The 21172-nt window shown below is 54.7% G+C and carries 23 protein-coding genes, 1 pseudogene and 1 riboswitch; of the genes and pseudogenes, 12 read left to right on the forward strand and 12 right to left on the reverse strand.

The window, feature by feature from the left end; genetic code table 11:
• Nucleotides 1–79: 79 nt before the first annotated feature.
• Complete coding sequence (locus tag V1572_RS16360) at nt 80–424, forward strand: RidA family protein (protein WP_008500498.1); 345 nt, start codon at nt 80–82, stop codon at nt 422–424.
• Nucleotides 425–430: 6 nt separating this feature from the next.
• Here the strand turns inward: V1572_RS16360 and V1572_RS16365 are convergent, their stop codons facing one another.
• On the reverse strand, nt 431–613 hold the full coding sequence (locus tag V1572_RS16365; RefSeq protein WP_008500497.1) for a YoaH family protein: 183 nt from the start codon (nt 611–613) through the stop codon (nt 431–433).
• A 61-nt stretch (nt 614–674) separates the two neighbouring features.
• On the opposite strand from V1572_RS16365, the gene pabB reads away from it, so the two are divergent.
• The 4 genes from pabB to V1572_RS16385 all read left to right on the forward strand — a co-directional run bounded on the left by pabB (nt 675) and on the right by V1572_RS16385 (nt 5864).
• Nucleotides 675–2000: an aminodeoxychorismate synthase component 1 gene (gene pabB / locus V1572_RS16370; protein WP_325841801.1), complete on the forward strand. Its 1326-nt coding sequence runs from the start codon at nt 675–677 to the stop codon at nt 1998–2000.
• 6 nt (nt 2001–2006) lie between these two features.
• Entirely contained in the window at nt 2007–2585 is a 579-nt protein-coding gene (locus V1572_RS16375) for a CoA pyrophosphatase (RefSeq protein WP_045908238.1), read from the forward strand.
• 185 nt (nt 2586–2770) lie between these two features.
• Nucleotides 2771–4135 (forward strand): L-serine ammonia-lyase, encoded by a 1365-nt coding sequence (gene sdaA, locus V1572_RS16380; RefSeq protein ID WP_008500494.1) that lies wholly within the window; start codon nt 2771–2773, stop codon nt 4133–4135.
• Nucleotides 4136–4265: 130 nt separating this feature from the next.
• The gene (locus V1572_RS16385) at nt 4266–5864 is read left to right on the forward strand and encodes a cyclic diguanylate phosphodiesterase (RefSeq protein ID WP_069719002.1); all 1599 of its coding nucleotides are present in this window, start codon (nt 4266–4268) and stop codon (nt 5862–5864) included.
• A 6-nt stretch (nt 5865–5870) separates the two neighbouring features.
• Here V1572_RS16385 and yoaE read toward each other — a convergent pair whose 3' ends face one another.
• On the reverse strand, nt 5871–7430 hold the full coding sequence (yoaE, locus tag V1572_RS16390; RefSeq protein WP_008500492.1) for a CNNM family cation transport protein YoaE: 1560 nt from the start codon (nt 7428–7430) through the stop codon (nt 5871–5873).
• Entirely contained in the window at nt 7418–7627 is a 210-nt protein-coding gene (locus V1572_RS16395) for a protein YoaL (RefSeq protein ID WP_072052259.1), read from the reverse strand. Before V1572_RS16395 ends, yoaE begins: the two co-directional genes overlap by 13 nt.
• A 265-nt stretch (nt 7628–7892) precedes the next feature.
• Here V1572_RS16395 and manX point away from each other — a divergent pair, with 265 nt between their 5' ends.
• The 5 genes from manX to mntP all read left to right on the forward strand — a co-directional run bounded on the left by manX (nt 7893) and on the right by mntP (nt 12049).
• Nucleotides 7893–8858 (forward strand): PTS mannose transporter subunit IIAB, encoded by a 966-nt coding sequence (manX, locus tag V1572_RS16400; RefSeq protein WP_045908235.1) that lies wholly within the window; start codon nt 7893–7895, stop codon nt 8856–8858.
• Between the two features lie 47 nt (nt 8859–8905).
• A complete protein-coding gene (gene manY / locus V1572_RS16405; RefSeq protein ID WP_024909729.1) occupies nt 8906–9706 on the forward strand; it encodes a PTS mannose transporter subunit IIC in 801 nt (266 codons plus the stop codon).
• 12 nt (nt 9707–9718) lie between these two features.
• Entirely contained in the window at nt 9719–10570 is an 852-nt protein-coding gene (locus V1572_RS16410; protein WP_006810994.1) for a PTS mannose transporter subunit IID, read from the forward strand.
• Between the two features lie 55 nt (nt 10571–10625).
• Complete coding sequence (locus V1572_RS16415) at nt 10626–11084, forward strand: DUF986 family protein (RefSeq protein WP_048029444.1); 459 nt, start codon at nt 10626–10628, stop codon at nt 11082–11084.
• Nucleotides 11085–11282: 198 nt separating this feature from the next.
• Nucleotides 11283–11472, forward strand: a riboswitch (yybP-ykoY riboswitch).
• Between the two features lie 10 nt (nt 11473–11482).
• Complete coding sequence (mntP, locus tag V1572_RS16420) at nt 11483–12049, forward strand: manganese efflux pump MntP (RefSeq protein WP_045908281.1); 567 nt, start codon at nt 11483–11485, stop codon at nt 12047–12049.
• On the opposite strand, the gene rlmA is transcribed toward mntP, so the two are convergent.
• From rlmA to mgrB, 7 genes and pseudogenes are all read right to left on the reverse strand, one after another.
• Nucleotides 12046–12861 carry a 23S rRNA (guanine(745)-N(1))-methyltransferase gene (gene rlmA, locus V1572_RS16425; protein ID WP_395299385.1) on the reverse strand — a complete coding sequence of 272 codons (816 nt, stop codon included), beginning with the start codon at nt 12859–12861 and terminating at the stop codon, nt 12046–12048. The genes mntP and rlmA overlap by 4 nt on opposite strands.
• 65 nt (nt 12862–12926) lie before the next feature.
• Entirely contained in the window at nt 12927–14645 is a 1719-nt protein-coding gene (gene ftsI / locus V1572_RS16430) for a peptidoglycan glycosyltransferase FtsI (protein WP_045908232.1), read from the reverse strand.
• A gap of 219 nt (nt 14646–14864) precedes the next feature.
• Nucleotides 14865–15074: a transcription antiterminator/RNA stability regulator CspE gene (cspE, locus tag V1572_RS16435; protein ID WP_001062678.1), complete on the reverse strand. Its 210-nt coding sequence runs from the start codon at nt 15072–15074 to the stop codon at nt 14865–14867.
• Between the two features lie 13 nt (nt 15075–15087).
• Nucleotides 15088–15232 (reverse strand): annotated as a pseudogene (locus V1572_RS16440) (DUF2627 domain-containing protein).
• 525 nt (nt 15233–15757) lie between these two features.
• Nucleotides 15758–16747 (reverse strand): MBL fold metallo-hydrolase, encoded by a 990-nt coding sequence (locus tag V1572_RS16445; protein WP_252076986.1) that lies wholly within the window; start codon nt 16745–16747, stop codon nt 15758–15760.
• A gap of 23 nt (nt 16748–16770) precedes the next feature.
• Entirely contained in the window at nt 16771–17061 is a 291-nt protein-coding gene (locus V1572_RS16450) for a YebO family protein (RefSeq protein ID WP_024909723.1), read from the reverse strand.
• A gap of 74 nt (nt 17062–17135) precedes the next feature.
• The gene (gene mgrB / locus V1572_RS16455) at nt 17136–17279 is read right to left on the reverse strand and encodes a PhoP/PhoQ regulator MgrB (RefSeq protein ID WP_006175995.1); all 144 of its coding nucleotides are present in this window, start codon (nt 17277–17279) and stop codon (nt 17136–17138) included.
• A gap of 161 nt (nt 17280–17440) precedes the next feature.
• Between mgrB and V1572_RS16460 the strand changes: the two genes are divergently transcribed.
• Nucleotides 17441–17680 carry a YobH family protein gene (locus tag V1572_RS16460; protein WP_045908230.1) on the forward strand — a complete coding sequence of 80 codons (240 nt, stop codon included), beginning with the start codon at nt 17441–17443 and terminating at the stop codon, nt 17678–17680.
• 66 nt (nt 17681–17746) lie between these two features.
• Here V1572_RS16460 and kdgR read toward each other — a convergent pair whose 3' ends face one another.
• The gene (gene kdgR / locus V1572_RS16465) at nt 17747–18538 is read right to left on the reverse strand and encodes a DNA-binding transcriptional regulator KdgR (RefSeq protein ID WP_048029440.1); all 792 of its coding nucleotides are present in this window, start codon (nt 18536–18538) and stop codon (nt 17747–17749) included.
• Nucleotides 18539–18716: 178 nt separating this feature from the next.
• On the opposite strand from kdgR, the gene V1572_RS16470 reads away from it, so the two are divergent.
• Complete coding sequence (locus V1572_RS16470) at nt 18717–20090, forward strand: MFS transporter (RefSeq protein WP_252076984.1); 1374 nt, start codon at nt 18717–18719, stop codon at nt 20088–20090.
• A gap of 50 nt (nt 20091–20140) precedes the next feature.
• On the opposite strand, the gene htpX is transcribed toward V1572_RS16470, so the two are convergent.
• Nucleotides 20141–21022 carry a protease HtpX gene (gene htpX, locus V1572_RS16475; protein WP_014884290.1) on the reverse strand — a complete coding sequence of 294 codons (882 nt, stop codon included), beginning with the start codon at nt 21020–21022 and terminating at the stop codon, nt 20141–20143.
• Nucleotides 21023–21172: the final 150 nt, after the last annotated feature.

The following is a 21172-nucleotide window of genomic DNA, read 5'->3' on the forward strand; positions in this document are numbered from 1 at the left end:
TGCCACCCCAAATAGTGACGACAGATGAACAATATGGCAGTCTTGCCGCCTGACGACGAAAAATAACGAGGAAACGTTTATGACAATTGTGCGCATTGATGCCGAAGCCCGCTGGTCTGATGTGGTGATCCATAACCAGACGCTCTACTACACCGGCGTCCCGGCTAACCTGGACGCGGATGCGTTCGAGCAGACGGCCAATACCCTGGCGCAGATTGACGCGGTGCTGGAAAAACAGGGCAGCGACAAATCCCGCATTCTGGATGCGACGATTTTCCTGGCAAACAAAGATGACTTCGCGGCAATGAACAAAGCCTGGGACGCGTGGGTGGTGGCGGGTCACGCGCCTGTACGTTGCACCGTACAGGCCACGCTGATGAAGCCGGAATACAAGGTAGAGATTAAGATTATCGCGGCGGTTTAAGCCCGATCACTCTTCATCTTCATCCTCGAAACGCGCCACGATCCGCTCGCCGGTATGCGTGGCGCGCAGTTCTTCCGCCACCTGGGAAATCGCCTGTCCGCTGCTCATCCCCTGGGACATCAGTTCCTGAATTCGCTCAACCGCTTTCTGCTGCTGTTCATGGCTCAGAGAAGGTAAACCTGCAAACATCGTCAACTCCTGCTAAATTATTCGCGCTAATTATTTCACGCTGCCCGGTAGTATGCCACACATGAACATGCGCTTCCCCACTGTTATTACCCTGCCCTGGCGGACAGACGCCGCTGAATACTGGTTTGCCCGCCTGAGCCATCTTCCGTTTGCGATGCTGCTGCACTCCGGCCATGCGGACCATCCCTATAGCCGCTTTGATATTCTGGTCGCCGATCCGCTGAAGACGCTGACAACCGATGACCTGTCGCTGACGGACGATCCGCTGGTGCAGCTTCAGCACGACATTAACGCGCTGGGCTTATCTGCCACACCCAACCCGGATCTTCCTTTTCAGGGGGGCGCGCTGGGCCTGTTTGGCTACGATTTGGGTCGCCGTTTCGAAACGCTGCCCGAGCATGCGCAGGCTGATATCCCCCTGCCCGACATGGCCGTGGGGCTGTATGACTGGGCGTTAATTGTCGATCACCAGAAAAAAACGGTTTCCCTGCTGAGCCATCGTGACGTGCAGGCGCGTCTGGCCTGGCTTGAGGCGCAACAGGCTGCACCCGCAGAGACGTTCACGCTGACCTCCGGCTGGCGCTCCAACATGAGCGCCGCGGAGTATGGCGAAAAATTCGCGCGCGTTCAGGCGTATCTGCAAAGCGGCGACTGCTATCAGGTTAACCTCGCCCAGCGCTTCGAGGCGACCTATCGGGGAGATGAGTGGCAGGCGTTTACCCGTCTTAATGCCAGCAATAAGGCGCCGTTCAGCGCCTTTGTGCGTCTGGAACAGGGGGCGATCCTCAGCCTGTCGCCCGAGCGTTTTATTCATCTGGCCGAGGGCACGATTCAAACCCGCCCGATTAAGGGCACGCTTCCACGCCTTGCCGATCCCGACGCCGACCGTCAGCAGGCGGAAAAACTGGCCGCCTCGCCAAAAGACCGCGCCGAAAACCTGATGATTGTCGATCTGATGCGTAACGACATTGGCCGGGTGGCCGTGCCGGGCAGCGTCCGCGTGCCGGAACTGTTTGTCGTTGAGCCTTTCCCGGCGGTGCATCATCTGGTCAGCACCATTACCGCGCGGCTGCCTGACTCGCGCACGGCCTGCGATCTTCTGCGCGCCGCGTTCCCGGGCGGCTCCATCACCGGCGCGCCGAAGGTGCGGGCAATGGAGATCATTGATGAGCTGGAGCCCCACCGCCGCAATGCCTGGTGCGGTAGCATCGGCTATATCAGCCTGTGCGGCACGCTGGATACCAGCATTACCATTCGTACGCTGACCGCCTGCAACGGAAACCTTTACTGTTCGGCCGGGGGCGGCATTGTTGCCGACAGCCAGGTCGATGCGGAATATCAGGAAACCTTTGATAAAGTTAACCGTATTCTGAAACAACTGGAGTAAACACGGGTGGAAAAAGAGAATCTGACGCTGGATGACTTTTTATCTCGCTTTCAGCTACTAAGGCCGCAGGTCAACCGCGAAGCGCTGAATCAACGTCAGGCGGCCGTGCTGATCCCGGTCGTGCGTCGCGCGCAACCGGGCCTGCTGCTCACCCAGCGTTCCGCCCATTTACGCAAGCACGCGGGTCAGGTCGCTTTTCCGGGGGGCGCGGTAGACAGCTCCGACGCCTCGCTGATTGCCGCCGCGCTGCGCGAAGCGCAGGAAGAGGTTGCCATTCCGCCGGAGGCCGTTGAGGTCATCGGCGTGCTGCCGCCCGTCGACAGCGTCACCGGTTTTCAGGTCACGCCGGTGGTCGGCATTATCCCACCGGGCCTGCAGTATCACGCCAGCGTCGATGAAGTCTCCGCGGTGTTTGAAATGCCGCTGGATGAAGCCCTCCGACTGAGTCGTTATCACCCGCTGGATATTCAGCGTCGTGGGCATGACCATCGGGTCTGGTTGTCCTGGTATCAGCATTATTTTGTCTGGGGCATGACGGCGGGCATTATTCGTGAGCTGGCGTTGCAAATCGGCCTGAAGCCTTGACTATACTTTACATTCCGCCCTCTTCTGCCAGGTTTGCGATCTGCGTCGCGCTATTAGCAAAACCCATCGTTAACCATTAGTTTAATTCATGTGAATAGTTAAGCCGAGGTCGGTGTTCCCTCTTACACTATGCGCAGTTATAACATCGTTACTGGAACCCCGGTAACCCTGTCAGGAGTGTGAAAGTGATTAGTATATTCGACATGTTCAAAGTGGGAATTGGCCCTTCGTCTTCCCATACTGTTGGCCCGATGAAGGCCGGTAAACAGTTCGTCGATGATCTGGTCGAAAAAGGATTACTGGAAAGCGTTACCCGTGTCGCCGTGGATGTTTACGGCTCGCTGTCATTAACGGGTAAAGGCCACCACACCGATATCGCCATTATTATGGGTCTGGCAGGCAATATGCCAGATACCGTTGATATTGATGCCATCCCGGCATTCATCCGCGACGTGGAAACACGCGGCCGCCTGCTGCTGGCAAACGGCCAGCAGGAAGTCGATTTTCCGCAGGATGACGGCATGCGTTTCCGTAGCGACAACCTGCCGCTGCATGAAAACGGCATGACCATTCACGCTTATAGCGGTGAAAAAGAGATTTACAGCAAAACGTACTACTCCATCGGCGGTGGTTTCATCGTGGATGAAGAGCATTTTGGCAAAGACAGCGTCGGCGACGTCAGCGTACCGTACCCGTTCAAATCGGCGACCGAGATGCTGGGTTACTGCAAACAGACCGGTCTTTCCCTGTCCGGCATGGTGATGCAGAACGAACTGGCGCTGCACAGCAAACAAGAGATTGAAGACTATTTTGCCAACGTCTGGCAAACCATGCGCGCCTGTATCGATCGCGGGATGAACACTGAAGGGGTTCTGCCGGGTCCGCTGCGCGTGCCGCGTCGTGCCTCTGCTCTGCGCCGTATGCTGGTGACCACGGACAAATTCTCCAACGACCCGATGAACGTGGTCGACTGGGTGAATATGTTTGCACTTGCGGTTAACGAAGAGAACGCCGCCGGTGGCCGCGTCGTGACGGCGCCAACCAACGGCGCGTGCGGCATTGTTCCTGCGGTGCTGGCGTATTACGACCACTTTATTGAGCCCGTGACGCCGGACATCTATATCCGTTATTTCCTGGCAGCAGGTGCCATTGGCGCGCTGTACAAGATGAATGCCTCCATCTCCGGTGCGGAAGTGGGCTGTCAGGGTGAAGTCGGCGTGGCCTGCTCCATGGCGGCAGCAGGTCTGGCAGAGCTGTTGGGTGCAAGCCCTGAGCAGGTCTGCGTGGCGGCTGAAATCGGTATGGAACATAACCTCGGTCTGACCTGCGATCCGGTCGCGGGCCAGGTGCAGGTGCCGTGCATTGAGCGTAACGCGATTGCCTCGGTGAAAGCCATCAACGCCTCACGTATGGCGATGCGCCGTACCAGCGAACCTCGCGTATCGCTGGATAAGGTGATTGAAACCATGTACGAAACGGGCAAAGACATGAACGCGAAATACCGCGAGACGTCCCGTGGTGGCCTGGCCATTAAGGTGCAGTGCGACTAATACTGCCTTTCGCCCATCTGCAACGGATGGGCGAATTTCCCTCTTCTTCCTCGTCTCCTTCTGCTTTCCCCACTACACTTTTACTGTTGCGTCCGGCTTTTGTGGCTGGTGGCTTATCAGGCGACCGTTCATGCAAACTGCACAAACGATCATTAAAAACTATCGCCGAAAACGCGTTATCGTCTGTGTGACGGTTGCGCTCCTCACGCTCATCCTGACGCTGGGCATTCGCTTTATTTCCCAGCGCAACGTTAACCAACAGCGGATCCTCGATTTTACCAGCCATACCGTTCGCGCCCTTGATAACGTTTTGCTTTCCCTGGAAAACCACCGCAACGTGCTGCAGCCGCTGGTGGGACAGCCCTGCCCGCAGGTGCAGCTGGCGCTGCGACAGCAGGCAGCCATTTTGCAGACGGTACGTTCTATCGCCCTGATTAAAGACGGAATCCTGTATTGTTCGAGTATTTTCGGCAGCCGCAGCGAGCCTGTCCGTGACTTCCTTCAGGAACTCCCCGCCAGCACGGCGAAGCTGATTTTATCGACCGACCAGTGGCTGCTTAAGGGCAGCCCTGTTTTGATCCAGTGGTATCCCGTCTCCCAGGACGGTGAAGAAGGCGTCGTCGAGATTATTAATATCGACCTGATCGCCAGAATGATCCTCGAGCCCCAGCGTCCGCTCATCAATGACGTGGTGCTGACAGTCGGCGATCGTTTTTTACGCTACGGTCAACGCGTCACCGACAGTCTGACGTTTGATGAAGAGAGCGCCCTTTTCCAGCAGTCATCAACCCGAAATCCTTTCACCATTACGGTCAGCGGACCTGGCCCCGGTGAGTTAGCCTTAAAAAGCCTGCCCGCCCAGCTGCCGCTGGGGCTGATGCTCAGCCTGCTGCTGGGCTATCTCGCCTGGCTGGCGACGGCAAACCGGATGAGCTTTACGTGGGAGATCGATATGGGCATTGCGGCGCGGGAATTTGAGCTTTTCTGCCAGCCGCTGGTGAATGCCCGCACCCAGGCGTGCACGGGCGTTGAGATCCTGCTGCGCTGGAATAACCCCCGTCAGGGTTGGATCACTCCGGAGGTGTTTATCCCTCTGGCAGAAGAACATAACCAGATTGTCCCCCTGACCCGCTATGTCATCGCCGAAACGGTGCGCCAGATAGGCTACTTCCCGTCCAGCGCCGGTTTCCACATCGGCATTAACGTTGCCGCCAGCCACTTCCGTCACGCTGTACTGGTACAGGACCTGAACCGTCTCTGGTTCAGCGCCAATCCGCGACAGCAGCTGGTGATTGAACTCACGGAACGGGATGCGCTGCTGGACGCGGATTATCGCATCGTGCGCGAACTGCATCGCAAAGGGGTGAAGCTCGCTATCGACGATTTTGGCACCGGGAACAGCTCCCTCTCCTGGCTTGAAAAGCTGCATCCGGACGTCCTGAAAATTGACCAGTCCTTTACCACCGCCATTGGCACGGATGCCGTGAATTCAACGGTGACGGACATGATCATTGCGCTTGGCCAGCGGTTGAATATCGAGCTGGTTGCGGAAGGGGTCGAAACGGAAGAGCAGGCGCGCTATTTACGCCGTCATGGCGTTCCAGTCCTGCAGGGCTTTTTCTATGCGCGGCCGATGCCGCTACGGGACTTTCCAGACTGGCTGGCGGGAAGTGCTCCCCCGCCAGCGCGTCATAACGGGCACATCGTACCCTTAATGCCGCTGCGTTAAGCAGACTTACTCATCTTCGTCGTGGGCAGATTGTTCTTTAACAATACGGACCATATCAACGCGATAGTCGTTGGCTTCGACAATGGTAATATGCAGCGGCGGCAGTTCTATCACATCGCCAACACGCGGGATCTGGCCATTTACGGCGATAACCAGACCGGCAACGGTCGCGATGTCTTCTTCATCGTTGACCACGTTTTCCAGCCCCAGCGTGTGCGAGAGCGCGTGCAGGTCGGTGGTACCTTTAACCAGCCAGCCTTCGCCATCGGCAACAATTTCCGGCGTTTCGTCTTCATCCGGGAATTCACCGGCGATCGCTTCCAGCACGTCCAGCGGCGTCACCAGCCCCTGCACCACGCCAAACTCGTTGGTGACAATAACAAAGCTACCGCGAGCGCGGCGCAGCACCCCGAGCAGGTTGATCGGATCCAGCGTTTCCGGCACCACAATCGCAGGCGATGCAGCAGCAACGGCTTCGACGTTAACGCCCTCTTCCAGGGCGACCAGCATCTCTTTCGCCCGCACCACGCCGATGATCTCATCCAGTTCACCACGACATACCGGGAACAGGCTGTGCGGTGAAGAGAGCAGCTGCTGGCGAATTTCATCAACGCTCAGGTTAGCATCGACCCAGCTGATCTCCCCGCGCGGCGTCATGATGCCGCGCAGCGAACGGGAGGCCAGAGAGAGCACGCCGTTAATCATGTAGCGTTCCTGTTCCACAAACGCCCCTTCCGGGACCGGAACCGGGTTGTGGTTTTCGGAATCAGACTGCACATTCACCTGACGACGACCGCCCATCAGGCGCAGAATGGCATCTGCGGTACGGGCGCGCAGCGGCTGATTTGACTGCTGCTTGATAAAGTTACGGCGCGCAATCTGGTTGAACAGCTCGATCAGGATCGAGAAGCCAATCGCGGCGTACAGGTAGCCTTTCGGAATATGGAAGCCAAAGCCTTCCGCCACCAGGCTCAGACCAATCATCAGCAGGAAGCTCAGACACAGTACCACCACCGTTGGATGCTGGTTCACGAAACGCGTCAGCGGTTTCGACGCCAGCAGCATGACCGCCATCGCAATAACCACCGCTGCCATCATGACCGGCAGATGGTTCACCATGCCGACCGCCGTGATCACCGCATCCAGCGAGAAGACCGCATCCAGCACCACGATCTGCAGCACCACCACCCAGAAACTGGCATAGCCTTTACCGTGCCCATCATCGTGCTGACGGTTTTCCAGCCGCTCATGAAGTTCTGTCGTCGCTTTGAAGAGCAGGAATATCCCCCCGATCAGCATGATTAAATCACGGCCGGAGAAGGTGTAATCCATGACGGAGAACAGCGGTTTGGTCAGCGTGACCATCCACGAGATGACGGAGAGCAGCCCCAGTCGCATGACCAGCGCCAGCGAGAGTCCAATCAGACGCGCTTTATCACGTTGTTTTGGCGGCAGCTTATCCGCAAGAATCGCGATAAACACCAGGTTATCAATGCCGAGAACGATCTCCAGCACCACCAGCGTGAGCAATCCCACCCAGATTGACGGGTCCATTAAGAATTCCATGACAAGCTCCTGCTAAAGGAATGACGAAACGGTGCCCCACTCAATGTGGGCAAAACAGAGGCAGACAGAGTCGATACGTGGCGAGGATCGCCGGTGAAAAAGGCGCGAAATGGCCTGGAAGATGACTGACGTCGGTGACGGTCCATATAGTGGGCTGGAGCCCTATACTCCTGAACAATTAAACGGAGGCTAAACATATCAGAGAGACTGTGTTTTTAGCAAAGATTTACGTTCCTTTGCAAAGTTCTGTAACACAGCGGCTTTACGCTACAGATAATTCTGTAACGCGTGGCTAAATTACGGATCTTCATCACATAAATTATTTTTTCACTATCTAAAATAATTCGCGGAAGTCTTAGTTTTTTGAACTCTAACCCTTATCTGAATCGATTCGGTTCGCCAATACGATTCTCAGTACGACTGCCTGGCAGGCGTATTAATGATAATAAAAGGAGGTAGCAAGTGACCATTGCTATTGTCATAGGCACACATGGTTGGGCTGCTGAGCAGCTACTCAAAACGGCAGAGATGCTGTTGGGCGAGCAGGAAAACGTCGGCTGGATCGATTTCGTTCCCGGTGAAAACGCCGAGACGCTGATAGAGAAGTACAACGCTCAGCTCGAGAAGCTGGATACCAGCAAAGGCGTGCTGTTTCTCGTTGATACATGGGGCGGCAGCCCGTTCAATGCTGCCAGCCGCATTGTCGTCGATAAAGAGCACTATGAAGTTGTCGCCGGGGTCAATATTCCCATGCTGGTGGAAACCCTTATGGCACGCGACGACAATCCGTCCTTCGATGAGCTGGTTGCACTGGCTGTTGAAACCGGCCGCGAAGGGGTTAAGGCCCTGAAGGCACAGCCGGTTGAAAAACCTGCCCCTGCGCCTGCAGCGGCACCGAAAGCGGCGGCACCGGCAAAACCGATGGGCCCGAATGATTACATGGTGATCGGCCTTGCGCGTATTGATGACCGCTTAATCCACGGTCAGGTAGCCACGCGCTGGACCAAAGAGACCAACGTTCGACGCATTATCGTGGTCAGCGACGAAGTGGCCGCTGATACCGTACGTAAAACCCTTCTGACTCAGGTTGCTCCTCCTGGCGTTACCGCGCACGTTGTGGATGTCGCCAAGATGATTCGCGTATACAACAACCCGAAATATGCGGGCGAACGCGTGATGCTCCTGTTCACTAACCCGACAGACGTTGAGCGCATTGTTGAAGGCGGCGTGAAAATCACCTCCGTTAACATTGGTGGTATGGCATTCCGTCAGGGCAAAACGCAGGTCAACAACGCCATTTCAGTCGATGCGAAAGATATCGAAGCATTCAACAAGCTGAATGCACGCGGTATTGAGCTGGAAGCCCGTAAGGTTTCCACGGACCAGAAACTGAAAATGATGGATTTGATCGGCAAAGTTGGGAAATAAGCCCGCGCCGGTTTTTCACATAATGCTTATGTAATAGGAGAAGTACAATGGAGATTACCACTCTTCAGATTGTGCTGGTGTTCGTGGTCGCATGTATTGCGGGTATGGAATCCGTACTTGATGAATTTCAGTTCCACCGTCCTCTGGTGGCCTGTACGCTGATTGGGGCCGTTCTGGGTGACATGAAAACCGGTATCATCATCGGTGGTACCCTGGAAATGATCGCCCTGGGCTGGATGAACATCGGTGCGGCGGTTGCGCCCGATGCCGCGCTGGCCTCTATCATTTCTACCGTTCTGGTTATTGCCGGTCACCAGAGTATTGGTGCAGGTATCGCCCTGGCAATCCCGCTGGCAGCCGCAGGCCAGGTTCTGACCATCATCGTTCGTACGATCACCGTTGCCTTCCAGCACGCGGCGGATAAGGCGGCCGACAATGGCAACCTCACGGCCCTGTCATGGATCCACGTTTCATCCCTGTTCCTGCAGGCGATGCGTATCGCAATCCCGGCGGTTATCGTCGCGATCTCTGTGGGTACCAGTGAAGTCCAGAGCATGCTGAACGCCATTCCTGAAGTGGTCACCGGCGGCCTGAACATCGCGGGCGGTATGATCGTGGTCGTTGGTTATGCGATGGTCATCAACATGATGCGCGCAGGCTACCTGATGCCGTTCTTCTACCTCGGCTTCGTGACCGCGGCCTTCACCAACTTCAATCTGGTTGCACTGGGTGTGATCGGTGCGGTGATGGCGATTCTCTACATCCAGCTCAGCCCGAAATATAACCGCGTCGCGGGTGCCCCAGCGCAGGCTGCTGGTAACAACGATCTCGATAACGAACTGGACTAACAGGTGAGCGAAATGGTTGATATGACAAAAACTACCACCGAGAAAAAACTCACTCCGGGTGATATTCGTGGCGTGTTCATCCGTTCTAACCTGTTTCAGGGTTCATGGAACTTCGAACGTATGCAGGCGCTGGGCTTCTGCTTCTCCATGGTACCGGCGATCAAACGCCTGTACCCGGAAAACAACGAAGCACGCCGTCAGGCCATCAAGCGTCACCTGGAATTCTTTAACACCCATCCTTACGTTGCTGCCCCTGTACTGGGCGTAACGCTGGCGATGGAAGAGCAGCGTGCAAACGGCGCAGAGATTGACGATGGTGCCATCAACGGTATCAAAGTCGGTCTGATGGGTCCGCTGGCCGGTGTCGGTGACCCTATCTTCTGGGGTACCGTGCGTCCGGTCTTCGCGGCACTGGGTGCCGGTATCGCGATGAGCGGCAGCCTGCTTGGCCCGTTGCTGTTCTTCATCCTGTTCAACGCCGTGCGTCTGCTGACCCGTTACTACGGCGTGGCCTACGGCTACCGTAAAGGGGTGGACATCGTTAAGGACATGGGCGGCGGCTTCCTGCAGAAACTGACTGAGGGGGCGTCAATCCTCGGCCTGTTTGTCATGGGCGCGCTGGTAAACAAATGGACGCACGTGAATATCCCGCTGGTGGTATCGACCATCACCGGACAGGATGGTCAGACCCGCGTCACCACCGTACAGACGATTCTGGATCAGCTGATGCCGGGCCTGGTCCCGCTGCTGTTGACCTTCGCCTGTATGTGGCTGCTGCGTAAGAAAGTGAACCCGCTGTGGATCATCGTTGGCTTCTTCGTCATCGGTATTGCGGGCTACGCCGTCGGCCTGCTGGGTCTGTAAGTATCAATGCTATAGGCCGGGGGCTTGCCCCCGGTTTTTTTTATCTGGAGGATGAATGACTGTCACGGACATCGTACTGGTTTTATTTGTTGTTGCCCTTCTGGCTTACGCGATCTATGACGAGTTCATTATGCCCCGCCGTCACGGCGAGACGCTGCTCTCCCTTCCCCTGCTACGACGCGGGCGCGTGGATGCCTTTATCTTCGTGGGTCTCATCGCCATTCTTATTTACAATAACGTCACCAGCCATGGTGCATTATTAACCACATGGTTATTATGTGCGCTGGCATTAATGGCGATTTATCTGTTCTGGATCCGCACGCCAAAAATCATTTTTAAATCCCACGGATTCTTCTTCGCCAATGTATGGATAGAATATAACCGTATTAAAGAGATGAATTTATCCGAAGACGGCGTGCTGGTGATGCAATTAGAACAACGCCGCCTGCTTATTCGGGTGAAGAATATTGATGACCTGGAAAAGATATACAAGTTACTCGTTAAAACTCAATGAGTTAGATATATAGCAACGGCTATATCCTGTGTTTATTTTGCGCAAGAAATATAGCCGAAGCTATATCCCCACCGCTAATTTGAACGCTATTTGTTAACGATATTTTCACGATAAAAGACAAATGAAAATCGTTATCAATAAACGTTTTAAATAATGCCTTTTCATTGTTGTTTTATATTCTCAAAATATGTTAAGGTTGCGCCCGTCGTTGGGGAGTAGCCGATTTCCTGTTCACAGGAAATGTACGTGTCAACATACTCGTTGAAAAACGTGGCACGTACGGATCGCTTACCGCACATCTTATGTGCATTGCGATCAGGCGAGACCATAGATACATCAACTGCTGTTTACTGGGGGCAGTGATGTGTCATATGGATATCCCCGGTCTGGACGCTGTTATGAATATCTCCGCTACGATCCTTCTCGCTTTTGGCATGTCCATGGACGCATTCGCTGCTTCCATCGGAAAAGGCGCCACGCTACACAAACCTAAATTCTCAGAAGCCCTGCGTACCGGCCTGATTTTTGGCGCTATCGAAACGCTAACCCCGCTTATCGGCTGGGGACTTGGCATGCTCGCCAGCCAGTTCGTGCTGGAGTGGAACCACTGGATTGCCTTCGTCCTGCTGGTGTTCCTCGGAGGCCGAATGGTCATTGAAGGTTTTCGCGGCGGTGATGATGAACACGAGGAGCCGCAGCATCGCCACGGCTTCTGGCTGCTGGTCACCACCGCCATTGCCACCAGCCTTGATGCGATGGCCGTTGGTGTGGGTCTGGCATTTCTGCAGGTCAATATTATCGCCACCGCGCTGGCTATTGGCTGTGCAACCCTGATTATGTCCACACTGGGCATGATGGTCGGACGGTTTATCGGCCCGCTGCTGGGTAAACGCGCCGAGATCCTCGGGGGAATAGTGCTGATTGGCATTGGCGCCCAGATCCTCTGGGCACACTTCGCCGGTTAATCTTCGCGCTGCCAGATGTGGATGCTGAAGTCCGTCTGGCAGCGAAATGTTGAATGTGCCGCCAGCGTTTCCCACACCTCCGGTTTTGCCCGCCACGCGAACGGCGTCATCTGCAATAACGCGACGGCCTCTTCCCCTTTCAGCGTCATTTCGTACGCCACTGATTCCGCTTGCTTCAGGGTAAAACCGCCCAGCTGCTCTGAATTCGGGGCATGCAGACGCACTTCGTCGTAGATCAGCCCTTTCAGCTCCATCAGATGACGCGGGCCTGGGGTCACGGTGACCACCCATCCGCCCGGCTTCACCACGCGCGCCAGCTCCTCTGCCTTACACGGCGCGTAGATGCGGATAACCGCGTCCATGCTGGCATCGTCAAACGGCAGCCGGTGGCTGGACGCCACGCAGAACGTCACGTCGGTATAACGCTTTGCCGCCGCGCGTATGGCCACTTTCGACACGTCCAGACCGAATGTCTGCGCGCCCTTCTCACGAGCAACCTCCGCAAACCGTGCGGTGTAGTATCCTTCCCCACAGCCGATATCGAGCATGGCGGTGGCTGAAGCAGACAGAATGTCATTGAGCATCTGCGTGACGGCCTCCCGCAGCGGCAGATAGTGTCCGGCATCGAGAAACGCGCGGCGCGCCCGCATCATCTCAGCACTGTCGCCAGGATCGCGGGAACGCTTATGCTGGACCGGCAGAAGATTCACGTAGCCTTCTTTTGCCCGGTCAAACTGATGCCCCTGCGGGCAGGTATACCGTTTATCTGAGTGCGTCAGGGGGGCGTGGCAAAGGGGACAGCTGAAGGACATGGCAACTCCGGAGCATAATCAAAGGGCGAAGTGTACCGCTATTCGCCCCTGTTATAAACGCCCGGTTAGCGCATGACGATAAGGTGATCGGACCCCGCCGGTAACCCGTCAGGTTTGATATTCTCCAGACGCAGCACGTTACCCATAATCTCACTGAAGACAGGGGCAGAGACGGCCCCGCCGTAGTAAGCCCCGTTTTGCGGATCGTTAATCACCACCACCAGGGCAAAACGCGGATTGCTGGCAGGGGCAACCCCCGCCGTGTAGGCGACGTATTTATCGACATACTTCCCGCTATCGTCAATTTTCTTCGCCGTACCGGTTTTCACCGCCACCCGGTAATCACGCACGGCAGCCTTAACGCCTCCGCCGCCCGGCAGCGCAACGCTCTCCATCATGTGCTCCACTTCATGGGCAATCTCTTCCGGCATGACGCGATGCCCGATAACGGGGGGATCGATGCGGGTGATCGAGAGCGGACGCTCAAGCCCGTACCCACCAATCGTGGCGTAGACGTGGGCCAGCTGGAGCGGCGTAACCATCAGCCCGTAGCCGAAGGCAAAGGTCGCGCGATCGAGCTGGCTCCAGTATTTACGCTGTGGCAACAGCCCCGAGCTTTCCCCCGTTAAGCCAAGCCCCGTATTGGTGCCAAAACCAAAGTTTCGATAGGTATCGATGAGATGCTGGACAGGCATCGCCAGCGAAAGTCGGGAAACGCCGGTGTCGCTCGATTTTTGCAGGATCCCGGTCATTGTCAGCTCAGGGTAAAAGCCCACGTCGCGAATGCGATGTCCGTCAAGGGTATACGGGTGGGTGTCAATCACACTGTCCGGCTGGACCAGCCCCTGCTGCAGAGCCGTCATCAGCACCAGCGGCTTGACGGTTGAACCGGGTTCGAACGTATCACTGATTGCGCGATTGCGAAAATCGTTTATCGTCGCCCCTTCACGATTATTGGGGTTAAAATCCGGGTAGCTCGCCATGGCGAGGATTTCCCCGGTTGGGATATTAATGAGCACCGACGCCCCCGACTCGGCCTTGTTCCAGGCCACGGCATTGTCGAGCGCATCTTCGGTGATGGTTTGCAGCCGCTCGTCAATACTTAACTGGATGTTATGCGCCGGTGCGGGCGCAATTTCGGTCAGGTTTTCAACCACGCGTCCATAGCGATCTTCCCTAACCTGACGCACACCCGGCTTGCCGGTGAGTTGCGCGTTGAAGCTCTTTTCCACACCTTCGATGCCCTGCCCGTCAATATTGGTGAAGCCAATCAGGTTCGCTGCCACATGGCCAGCAGGATAAAAACGGCGGGACTCATCGCGCAAATTGATGCCGGGCAGATTCAGTTTGTCGATCCACTTTGCCTGCGCAGGATCGACCTGACGGGCAAGGTAAATAAAACGGCCCTGTGGGTTGGCGTTGATGCGTGCCGAGAGTGTGCCGAGGGAGAGATGCAGCGCGCTGGCCAGCGCCTGCCAGCGCTCATCAAGGCCGACGCCCCCTTTTGCCAGCACCGTTTTAGGATCGGCCCAGACGGCCTGGACAGGCACGCTCACCGCCAGGGGGCGACCCTCACGATCCATTATCATACCGCGCGGCGCATCAATCGCCAGCTGACGGAGGGATCGCATATCCTCCTGCTTCACCAGATTGTCAGGCTTGATGATTTGCAGCCAGGCAACGCGCCCCAGCAGAAAAGCCAGACTACAAAAAATAGCTAAACAGAGCAGAGCAAAACGCGCCGGCGTGAAATTTCCAGTTGCTGTTATCAATGTCTTCTTCACCTGAACCCCAGGGCTGTAAAACAACGCCCTGATTTAACGGGAAAAGACGGCGAGAAGGTGGCGAAACAGTGCTACTAACCTCGCAGCTTTGCAACAAGTTACTAACAAGACCGCGGATGGTAATATTTTGAAAGATAAGGGACATAAAAAAGCCCCGCGACAGGCGAGGCTTTATGTCTGAGAGTGAAGTGCCGGGCACTTCAGTCAACAGCGGTTCGATCAGATAGCAGTTACGTTAACTGCAGCTGGGCCTTTCTGGCCGTCCTGAATTTCGAACTCAACGTTCTGGCCTTCAGCCAGAGTTTTGAAGCCGTTACCCTGGATTGCAGAGAAGTGTACGAACACGTCTTTGCTGCCGTCGGCAGGAGTAATGAAACCAAAACCTTTAGACTCGTTGAACCACTTAACTTGACCTTTAATCTTTGCCATTTTGCAAAATTCCTTAGAGTGTTTTCTTAGCCCGCAGGCATTAACTGAGATAAAACTGAGACATTACTGCATGAGGCACTAATATAAGGTTCGGCAGAGAAGCGGTATTCAACGACAACGTGTTTACTCAGGACTTCTTTACTGAAAATGCCACACATAAACAGAACTGTACCTCGTTTGACCCAAAACGTGTTATCACACACTATGTTTAATATGGCAAGCCATTTTTAAACATGTCTCGATCCGCCGCACAAATTCGAACAGTGCCTGTCAGGTTTTGCACAATTATGCGCATCACGTACAGACAGCCCTGCTGCGTAACAAAGACCCAGCGTTGCTTTCACACCCGCTGTAATCTAAGACTTTTTTAACATAGCTCAATCATTACGAACCGTCCAGCAAACGGGAAAAGAAATCTTACGTCTTGATTGAGTTAGAACAATTTGTGAAAACTTATGCTTAAATCATTGTAACGCGACCAAATTGTTTCAGAGAAAAAACAGTGTTAATAACCCGCGCCCAGCTGTATTAAAATGCAGCAGCGAATAAACAGCGTTATGCACCAAAATAATGAAATTTTTATGACTCTGCATCAAAAGAAGGCAAGCAAAACGTTTCGATAAAAATAAAACATTCCTGCGCGCGTTTACATCAACAATATATGCAACAATTTATCGCTTCGTTTATAAGGATAAATATTCACCAATTTTCAGTATCCTGAAAGAATGGTTAACTGGTGCTAAATTATCGAGTGCGTGAGTTAACTCCTGCACAGGTTCATCTAAGGCTTCATCTGCCAGTTCAAACACGCCCCAGTGAATGGGGAATGCCAACGGTGAGCCCAGCTGCTGCCACAATGCCACCGCAGATTGCGGATCCATATGATGGACAGCCATGAACCATCGTGGGGCATAGGCACCAATCGGTAACGCGGCGGCATCTATCTGGCCCAGGCGTTCAGGAATTAACAGCAGCTCAGGTGAATAACCGGTATCACCGCTAAACCAGAAACGGTGATGCCGTCCTTCCATCACCCAGCCGCACCATAAGGAACGATTGCGGTTCCATGGCGTGCGCATGCTCCAGTGCTGTGCCGGTACGGCGGTCAGCGTCATCCCCTGCCAGGTGAAACTCTGCCACCAGTCGAGTTCGACCACGCGTTTTGCTCCCCGGCGGCGAAACCAGTCGGCGAGGCCCAAAGGAACAAAAATACTGACGTCGGGAAAGCGTTTGAGGATTCGGCGAAGGGTTGCGTCATCAAGATGATCGTAATGATTATGGGAAATGACGACCGCATCCAGCTGATGAAGTTGCTCGACAGACAGTACGGGGGGTGTCTTACGCTGGGGTCCCAGGAAAGGCAGCGGAGAAGCGCGTCGAGAAAACACCGGATCGGTAAGGATGGTATTGCCGTCCAGCTGCAGCAACACGCTCGCGTGTCCGAGCCACCATACCCCATCTTCCTGAGGTTGCGTAAGCTCAACCGGTTGCCACCACTGGCGGATAAAGTCTTCATAACCCAGCGCGGGCGGCTTCGGTAATCCGGCCTCTTTACGCGCTTTACGCCAACGGTCAAGGTCGCCGGGTTGATGTCCGACAGGATCGGTATTACAAAAACCGTTTGGGGTGTGATGTTTCAGGGAGGGGTCATACCAGGGATTTTTCCAGACCACAGCCACCTCCCAGGACAAAAAGATTAACGCTCAGCCACCAGGCGGATAAAGTCGTCTTCGTCTTTGTTATCTTCAGCGACCGCGTCTTTCGGCGCGTCTTTCTCTTCCGGTTCGTTAGCCTCACACAGACGGCGTAGCAGCGCATTCTGACGTTTTTGCTGATCGAGCAGCGCTTCCAGCAGTTCGATCTGCTCGTTAGTACGGGAACTGGCGCGGTTCACGAAAAACCAGATGACCAGCCCCACAAGCAGTACCACCAAAGAAATCATCAGGGATGCTATATTCAGCAGCCCTGAATTCAGTAACTCACCCATTTCACCACCTCAATAAAAACGTCTATTTTACCACTGGCGCGAAGGAAGGAAATCACGTTGAGAAAAAATGTCTATTACCACGGAATAAACTTGTTTATTGCGCAAACGCCGCTAAAAAACTGTACATCCTGATCGCACATCACATTGATCGTCTGCGTCCATAACACCACGCACGCTATCAGCACGATAATCAGAATTACCCAGCGTATTTTTTTCACTCCACACTCCGTCTAAGGACCTGATGTAACGAGATTATCACGCTTATCTTAAACAAGGACTAACTGTGCCTCCATCGCGTTTTTTTTCAGAATCCTGCACTTGTTTCATCGCGTAAACGCTTTACGCTAGCATTACGATAACAACGATAAAAGAGGTAATGATGCGATTCATCATTCGAACAATTATTGCACTGGCCCTTGTCTGGATTGGCCTTCTGTTAACGGGCTATGGCGTGCTCGTGGGGAGCACCGAAAACGCAGCCGGGCTAGGCATTCAGTGTAAATATCTCACAGCACAGGGAATGAGCACTGCCCAATATCTGCATACTGACAGTGGGATCGTTGGCTTAACCCACTGCCCTGTACTGCGTAAAACATCCGTCGTGATTGATAATGGCTAATCAGCCTGGTGAATGACATACAAAAAACGCCGCATCAGATGCGGCGTTTTTTTCTACCAGCAGGGATTAAAACGGGTAGTCGTGATATCCCATCTGTTCAGAAATTTTCCGTGCCGCAGTGTGCAGAATAGCCACATACTCATGCAGACGCTCTTCGGAGAAGCGTAAGGTTGGGAAGGAGATACTCAAGCCCGCGATCACCACGCCAAAGCGGTCAAATACCGGAACGCCGATGCAGCGCAGCCCCTCTTCCTGCTCTTCGTTATCTTCGCCATATCCCTGCTCGCGCACGCGGTCGAGCACCGTCAGCAGCGCATCCGTGCTGGTAATGGTTCGTTCCGTGCTGCGTTTGTATTCCACGCCTTCGAGGATCTGTTTCACTTCCTCGCGATCGCGCCACGCCAGCAGAACTTTACCAATGGCGGTACTGTAGAGCGGGTTGCGGCGACCAATGCGCGAATACATGCGCAGATTGTACATGGAGTCGATTTTATGGATGTAAACGATGCTGTCTTCATCCAGGGCACCGAGATGAATGGTCTCTTTGGTCAGGCGAGAGATTTCACGCATCTGAATGTCAGCGCTGCGGATCAGGTCAACATTTTGTAGCGCACGCGCACCCAATTCAAACAGCTTAAGCGTCAGAGAATACTTTTCAGATTCGCCTTCCTGCGCAACGTAACCCAGTGACTTCATGGTTTGCAAAAAGCGATAAACGGTGCTTTTTGACATCATCACGCGCTGCGACAGCTCTGTAATACCTATTTCACGCTCTTCTCCAAGCGCCTGTAAGATGCCAAACACCTTCAGCACGGAAGAAACAGAATCTGGCTGTTTATCCAAATCCGCAATAGCCATTTACCACCTCATAGCGAGTGTTTTATAAAAATCAGAACCGGTTTTTATTATAAGTTCCCGTCATGTCACCTGCAATCAATCCGCGTTTACTTCGTTACAAATCTGCGACATATCGCGGCTGTAACAATGCTAAAATAGTTACCCTGAGAATAATTTCACGCTGAGCTTTTTACTCCTGATGGAAAAGAATCTTTCTGATGGCCTGCCATTACCCCAGCGGTATGGCGCAATAGCGACCATCATTATCGGTATCTCAATGGCCGTCCTTGACGGCGCGATTGCAAACGTTGCCCTGCCAACCATCGCCAGCGACCTGCATGCCTCACCCGCCAGTTCGATTTGGATTGTTAACGCCTACCAGATTGCGATTGTGGTGTCACTGCTCTCGTTCTCTTTCCTCGGCGATATGTTCGGCTACCGCCGGGTATATCAGTGCGGCCTGGTGGTTTTCACTTTTACCTCCCTGCTCTGTGCCCTTTCAGATTCACTGCATACCCTGACGCTTGCGCGTATTGCGCAGGGTTTTGGCGGCGCGGCGCTCATGAGCGTAAACACGGCGCTGATCCGCTTGATTTATCCGCAGCGTCATCTGGGGCGCGGAATGGGGATAAACTCGTTTATTGTCGCCGTCTCTTCTGCCGCCGGGCCAACAATTGCGGCGGCGATCCTCTCCGTTGCGTCATGGCAATGGCTGTTCGCCATTAACGTGCCACTGGGTATCGTCGCCATCTTTTTTGCTCTGCGCTTTCTTCCCGCTAACGGCTCCAAAAGCAGCATGCCGCGCTTCGACGTGGCAAGTGCGGTGATGAATGCTCTGACCTTCGGCCTGCTGATTACGGCGCTGAGCGGCTTTGCCCAGGGACAATCTCTGGTGCTTACCGCCGCGGAGCTCATCGCCCTGCTGGCGATCGGCTTCTTCTTTGTACGCCGCCAGCTCACCCTGCCAGTTCCTTTGCTGCCCGTTGACCTGCTGCGTATTCCCCTCTTTTCGCTCTCCATCTGCACGTCTGTCTGCTCGTTCTGCGCCCAGATGCTGGCTCTGGTCTCCCTGCCCTTCTTTCTGCAGAGCGTAGTTGGCCGCTCAGAAGTGGAAACCGGGCTGCTGCTCACCCCCTGGCCGCTGGCGACGATGGTGATGGCACCGCTGGCAGGTTATTTAATTGAACGTGTTCATGCCGGTTTATTGGGCGCTTTGGGGCTGGCGGTGATGGCGACAGGCCTTTTCGCGTTAGCATTGTTGCCCTCGTCGCCTTCGGATCTGGACATCATCTGGCGCATGATCCTCTGCGGCGCAGGGTTTGGCCTGTTCCAGTCCCCCAATAATCACACCATTATCACCTCAGCACCACGGCATCGCAGCGGTGGGGCAAGCGGTATGCTGGGAACCGCGCGTCTGCTGGGCCAAAGCAGCGGTGCGGCACTGGTCGCCCTGATGTTTAACCTTGCCGGACAAAACGGTAACCACCTTGCGCTCCTCACCGCAGGCGCCCTTGCCACCCTAGCGGCGGTCGTCAGTGGCCTGCGGGTGACCCAGCCCAGGGTTCAGGCATAAAAAAAGCCGGGCGGAGTGTTCTCCCGCCCGGCTTTTTGTGTTTTGTTGCGTTACTTCAGGTATTCCCCACTGCGCAGCGCTTCAATACGCTTATCCAGCGGCGGGTGAGACATAAACAGCTCGCTCAGCGATTTGGATTTACCGTTAATGCAGAAGGCCATCATGCTGTTCGCTTCCTGCGGCTCGTAGGAGGTTTTGAGACGCTGCAGCGCGGCAATCATCTTCTCACGACCAACCAGCTTCGCAGAGCCGGCATCCGCGTGGAATTCACGGTGACGGGAGAACCACATGGTGATGATGCTGGCCAGAATACCAAATACCAGTTCCAGAACCATCGACACGGCAAAATAGATCAGCGGGTTGCCGTTGCTCTCTTCGCCTTCGTCGCGGTTGCCGCCCATAAAGCCCGCGGCAATCTGCGCCAGAATACGGGAGATAAAGATCACGAAGGTGTTTACCACGCCCTGAATCAGGGTCATGGTCACCATGTCACCGTTGGCGATATGGCTGATTTCGTGGGCGATAACTGCTTCGGCTTCGTCACGGCTCATGTTCTGCAGCAGTCCGGTGCTGACAGCAACCAGTGACGCATCGCGACGGGCCCCCGTGGCGAACGCGTTGATATCCGGAGCATGGTAAATGGCCACCTGCGGCATGGCGATCCCGGCCTGACGGGACTGCTGAGCCACCGTATTCATCAGCCACTGTTCCATATCGTTACGGGGTTGCTCAATGACCTCACCCCCTACCGATTTCAGTGCCATCCACTTCGACATCAGCAGGGAGATGAACGAGCCACCAAAACCAAACAGCAGCGCCATAATCAACAGACCCTGAACGCTGCTCGACTGAATTCCTGTCAGGCTTAGCACGAGCCCGAAAACCACCATCACCGCCAGGTTGGTGAGCAGGAAGAGCGCGATTCGCATCATAATTTTCTTTTTACCTCAGTTTAACAAAACGCACTATGCGATTACCCACATCGTATGGGTATTGCGGCTATTTTCAAGCATCCGGCGGGCGTAAGTCACCAGAAAGACACAACTTTACACAATTGAAAATCTGGCTGACGGAAGGATAAA

Origin of the sequence: Enterobacter quasiroggenkampii, from assembly GCF_043972695.1 — a bacterium.
In the GTDB taxonomy this organism is placed as follows: Bacteria; Pseudomonadota; Gammaproteobacteria; order Enterobacterales; family Enterobacteriaceae; genus Enterobacter; species Enterobacter quasiroggenkampii.

Excerpts from the sequence above, each read along its gene's own strand:
- mntP (WP_045908281.1), top strand. The coding sequence starts at position 11,483 with ATGAATATCTCCGCTACGATCCTTCTCGCTTTTGGCATGTCCATGGAC.
- V1572_RS16365 (WP_008500497.1), bottom strand. The coding sequence starts at position 613 with ATGTTTGCAGGTTTACCTTCTCTGAGCCATGAACAGCAGCAGAAAGCG.
- V1572_RS16360 (WP_008500498.1), top strand. The coding sequence starts at position 80 with ATGACAATTGTGCGCATTGATGCCGAAGCCCGCTGGTCTGATGTGGTG.
- yoaE (WP_008500492.1), bottom strand. The coding sequence starts at position 7,430 with ATGGAATTCTTAATGGACCCGTCAATCTGGGTGGGATTGCTCACGCTG.
- cspE (WP_001062678.1), bottom strand. The coding sequence starts at position 15,074 with ATGGCAAAGATTAAAGGTCAAGTTAAGTGGTTCAACGAGTCTAAAGGT.
- htpX (WP_014884290.1), bottom strand. The coding sequence starts at position 21,022 with ATGATGCGAATCGCGCTCTTCCTGCTCACCAACCTGGCGGTGATGGTG.
- pabB (WP_325841801.1), top strand. The coding sequence starts at position 675 with ATGAACATGCGCTTCCCCACTGTTATTACCCTGCCCTGGCGGACAGAC.
- kdgR (WP_048029440.1), bottom strand. The coding sequence starts at position 18,538 with ATGGCTATTGCGGATTTGGATAAACAGCCAGATTCTGTTTCTTCCGTG.
- V1572_RS16460 (WP_045908230.1), top strand. The coding sequence starts at position 17,441 with ATGCGATTCATCATTCGAACAATTATTGCACTGGCCCTTGTCTGGATT.
- V1572_RS16450 (WP_024909723.1), bottom strand. The coding sequence starts at position 17,061 with ATGGGTGAGTTACTGAATTCAGGGCTGCTGAATATAGCATCCCTGATG.
- V1572_RS16385 (WP_069719002.1), top strand. The coding sequence starts at position 4,266 with ATGCAAACTGCACAAACGATCATTAAAAACTATCGCCGAAAACGCGTT.
- V1572_RS16470 (WP_252076984.1), top strand. The coding sequence starts at position 18,717 with ATGGAAAAGAATCTTTCTGATGGCCTGCCATTACCCCAGCGGTATGGC.
- rlmA (WP_395299385.1), bottom strand. The coding sequence starts at position 12,861 with ATGTCCTTCAGCTGTCCCCTTTGCCACGCCCCCCTGACGCACTCAGAT.
- manY (WP_024909729.1), top strand. The coding sequence starts at position 8,906 with ATGGAGATTACCACTCTTCAGATTGTGCTGGTGTTCGTGGTCGCATGT.
- V1572_RS16410 (WP_006810994.1), top strand. The coding sequence starts at position 9,719 with ATGGTTGATATGACAAAAACTACCACCGAGAAAAAACTCACTCCGGGT.
- V1572_RS16415 (WP_048029444.1), top strand. The coding sequence starts at position 10,626 with ATGACTGTCACGGACATCGTACTGGTTTTATTTGTTGTTGCCCTTCTG.
- V1572_RS16395 (WP_072052259.1), bottom strand. The coding sequence starts at position 7,627 with ATGTTTAGCCTCCGTTTAATTGTTCAGGAGTATAGGGCTCCAGCCCAC.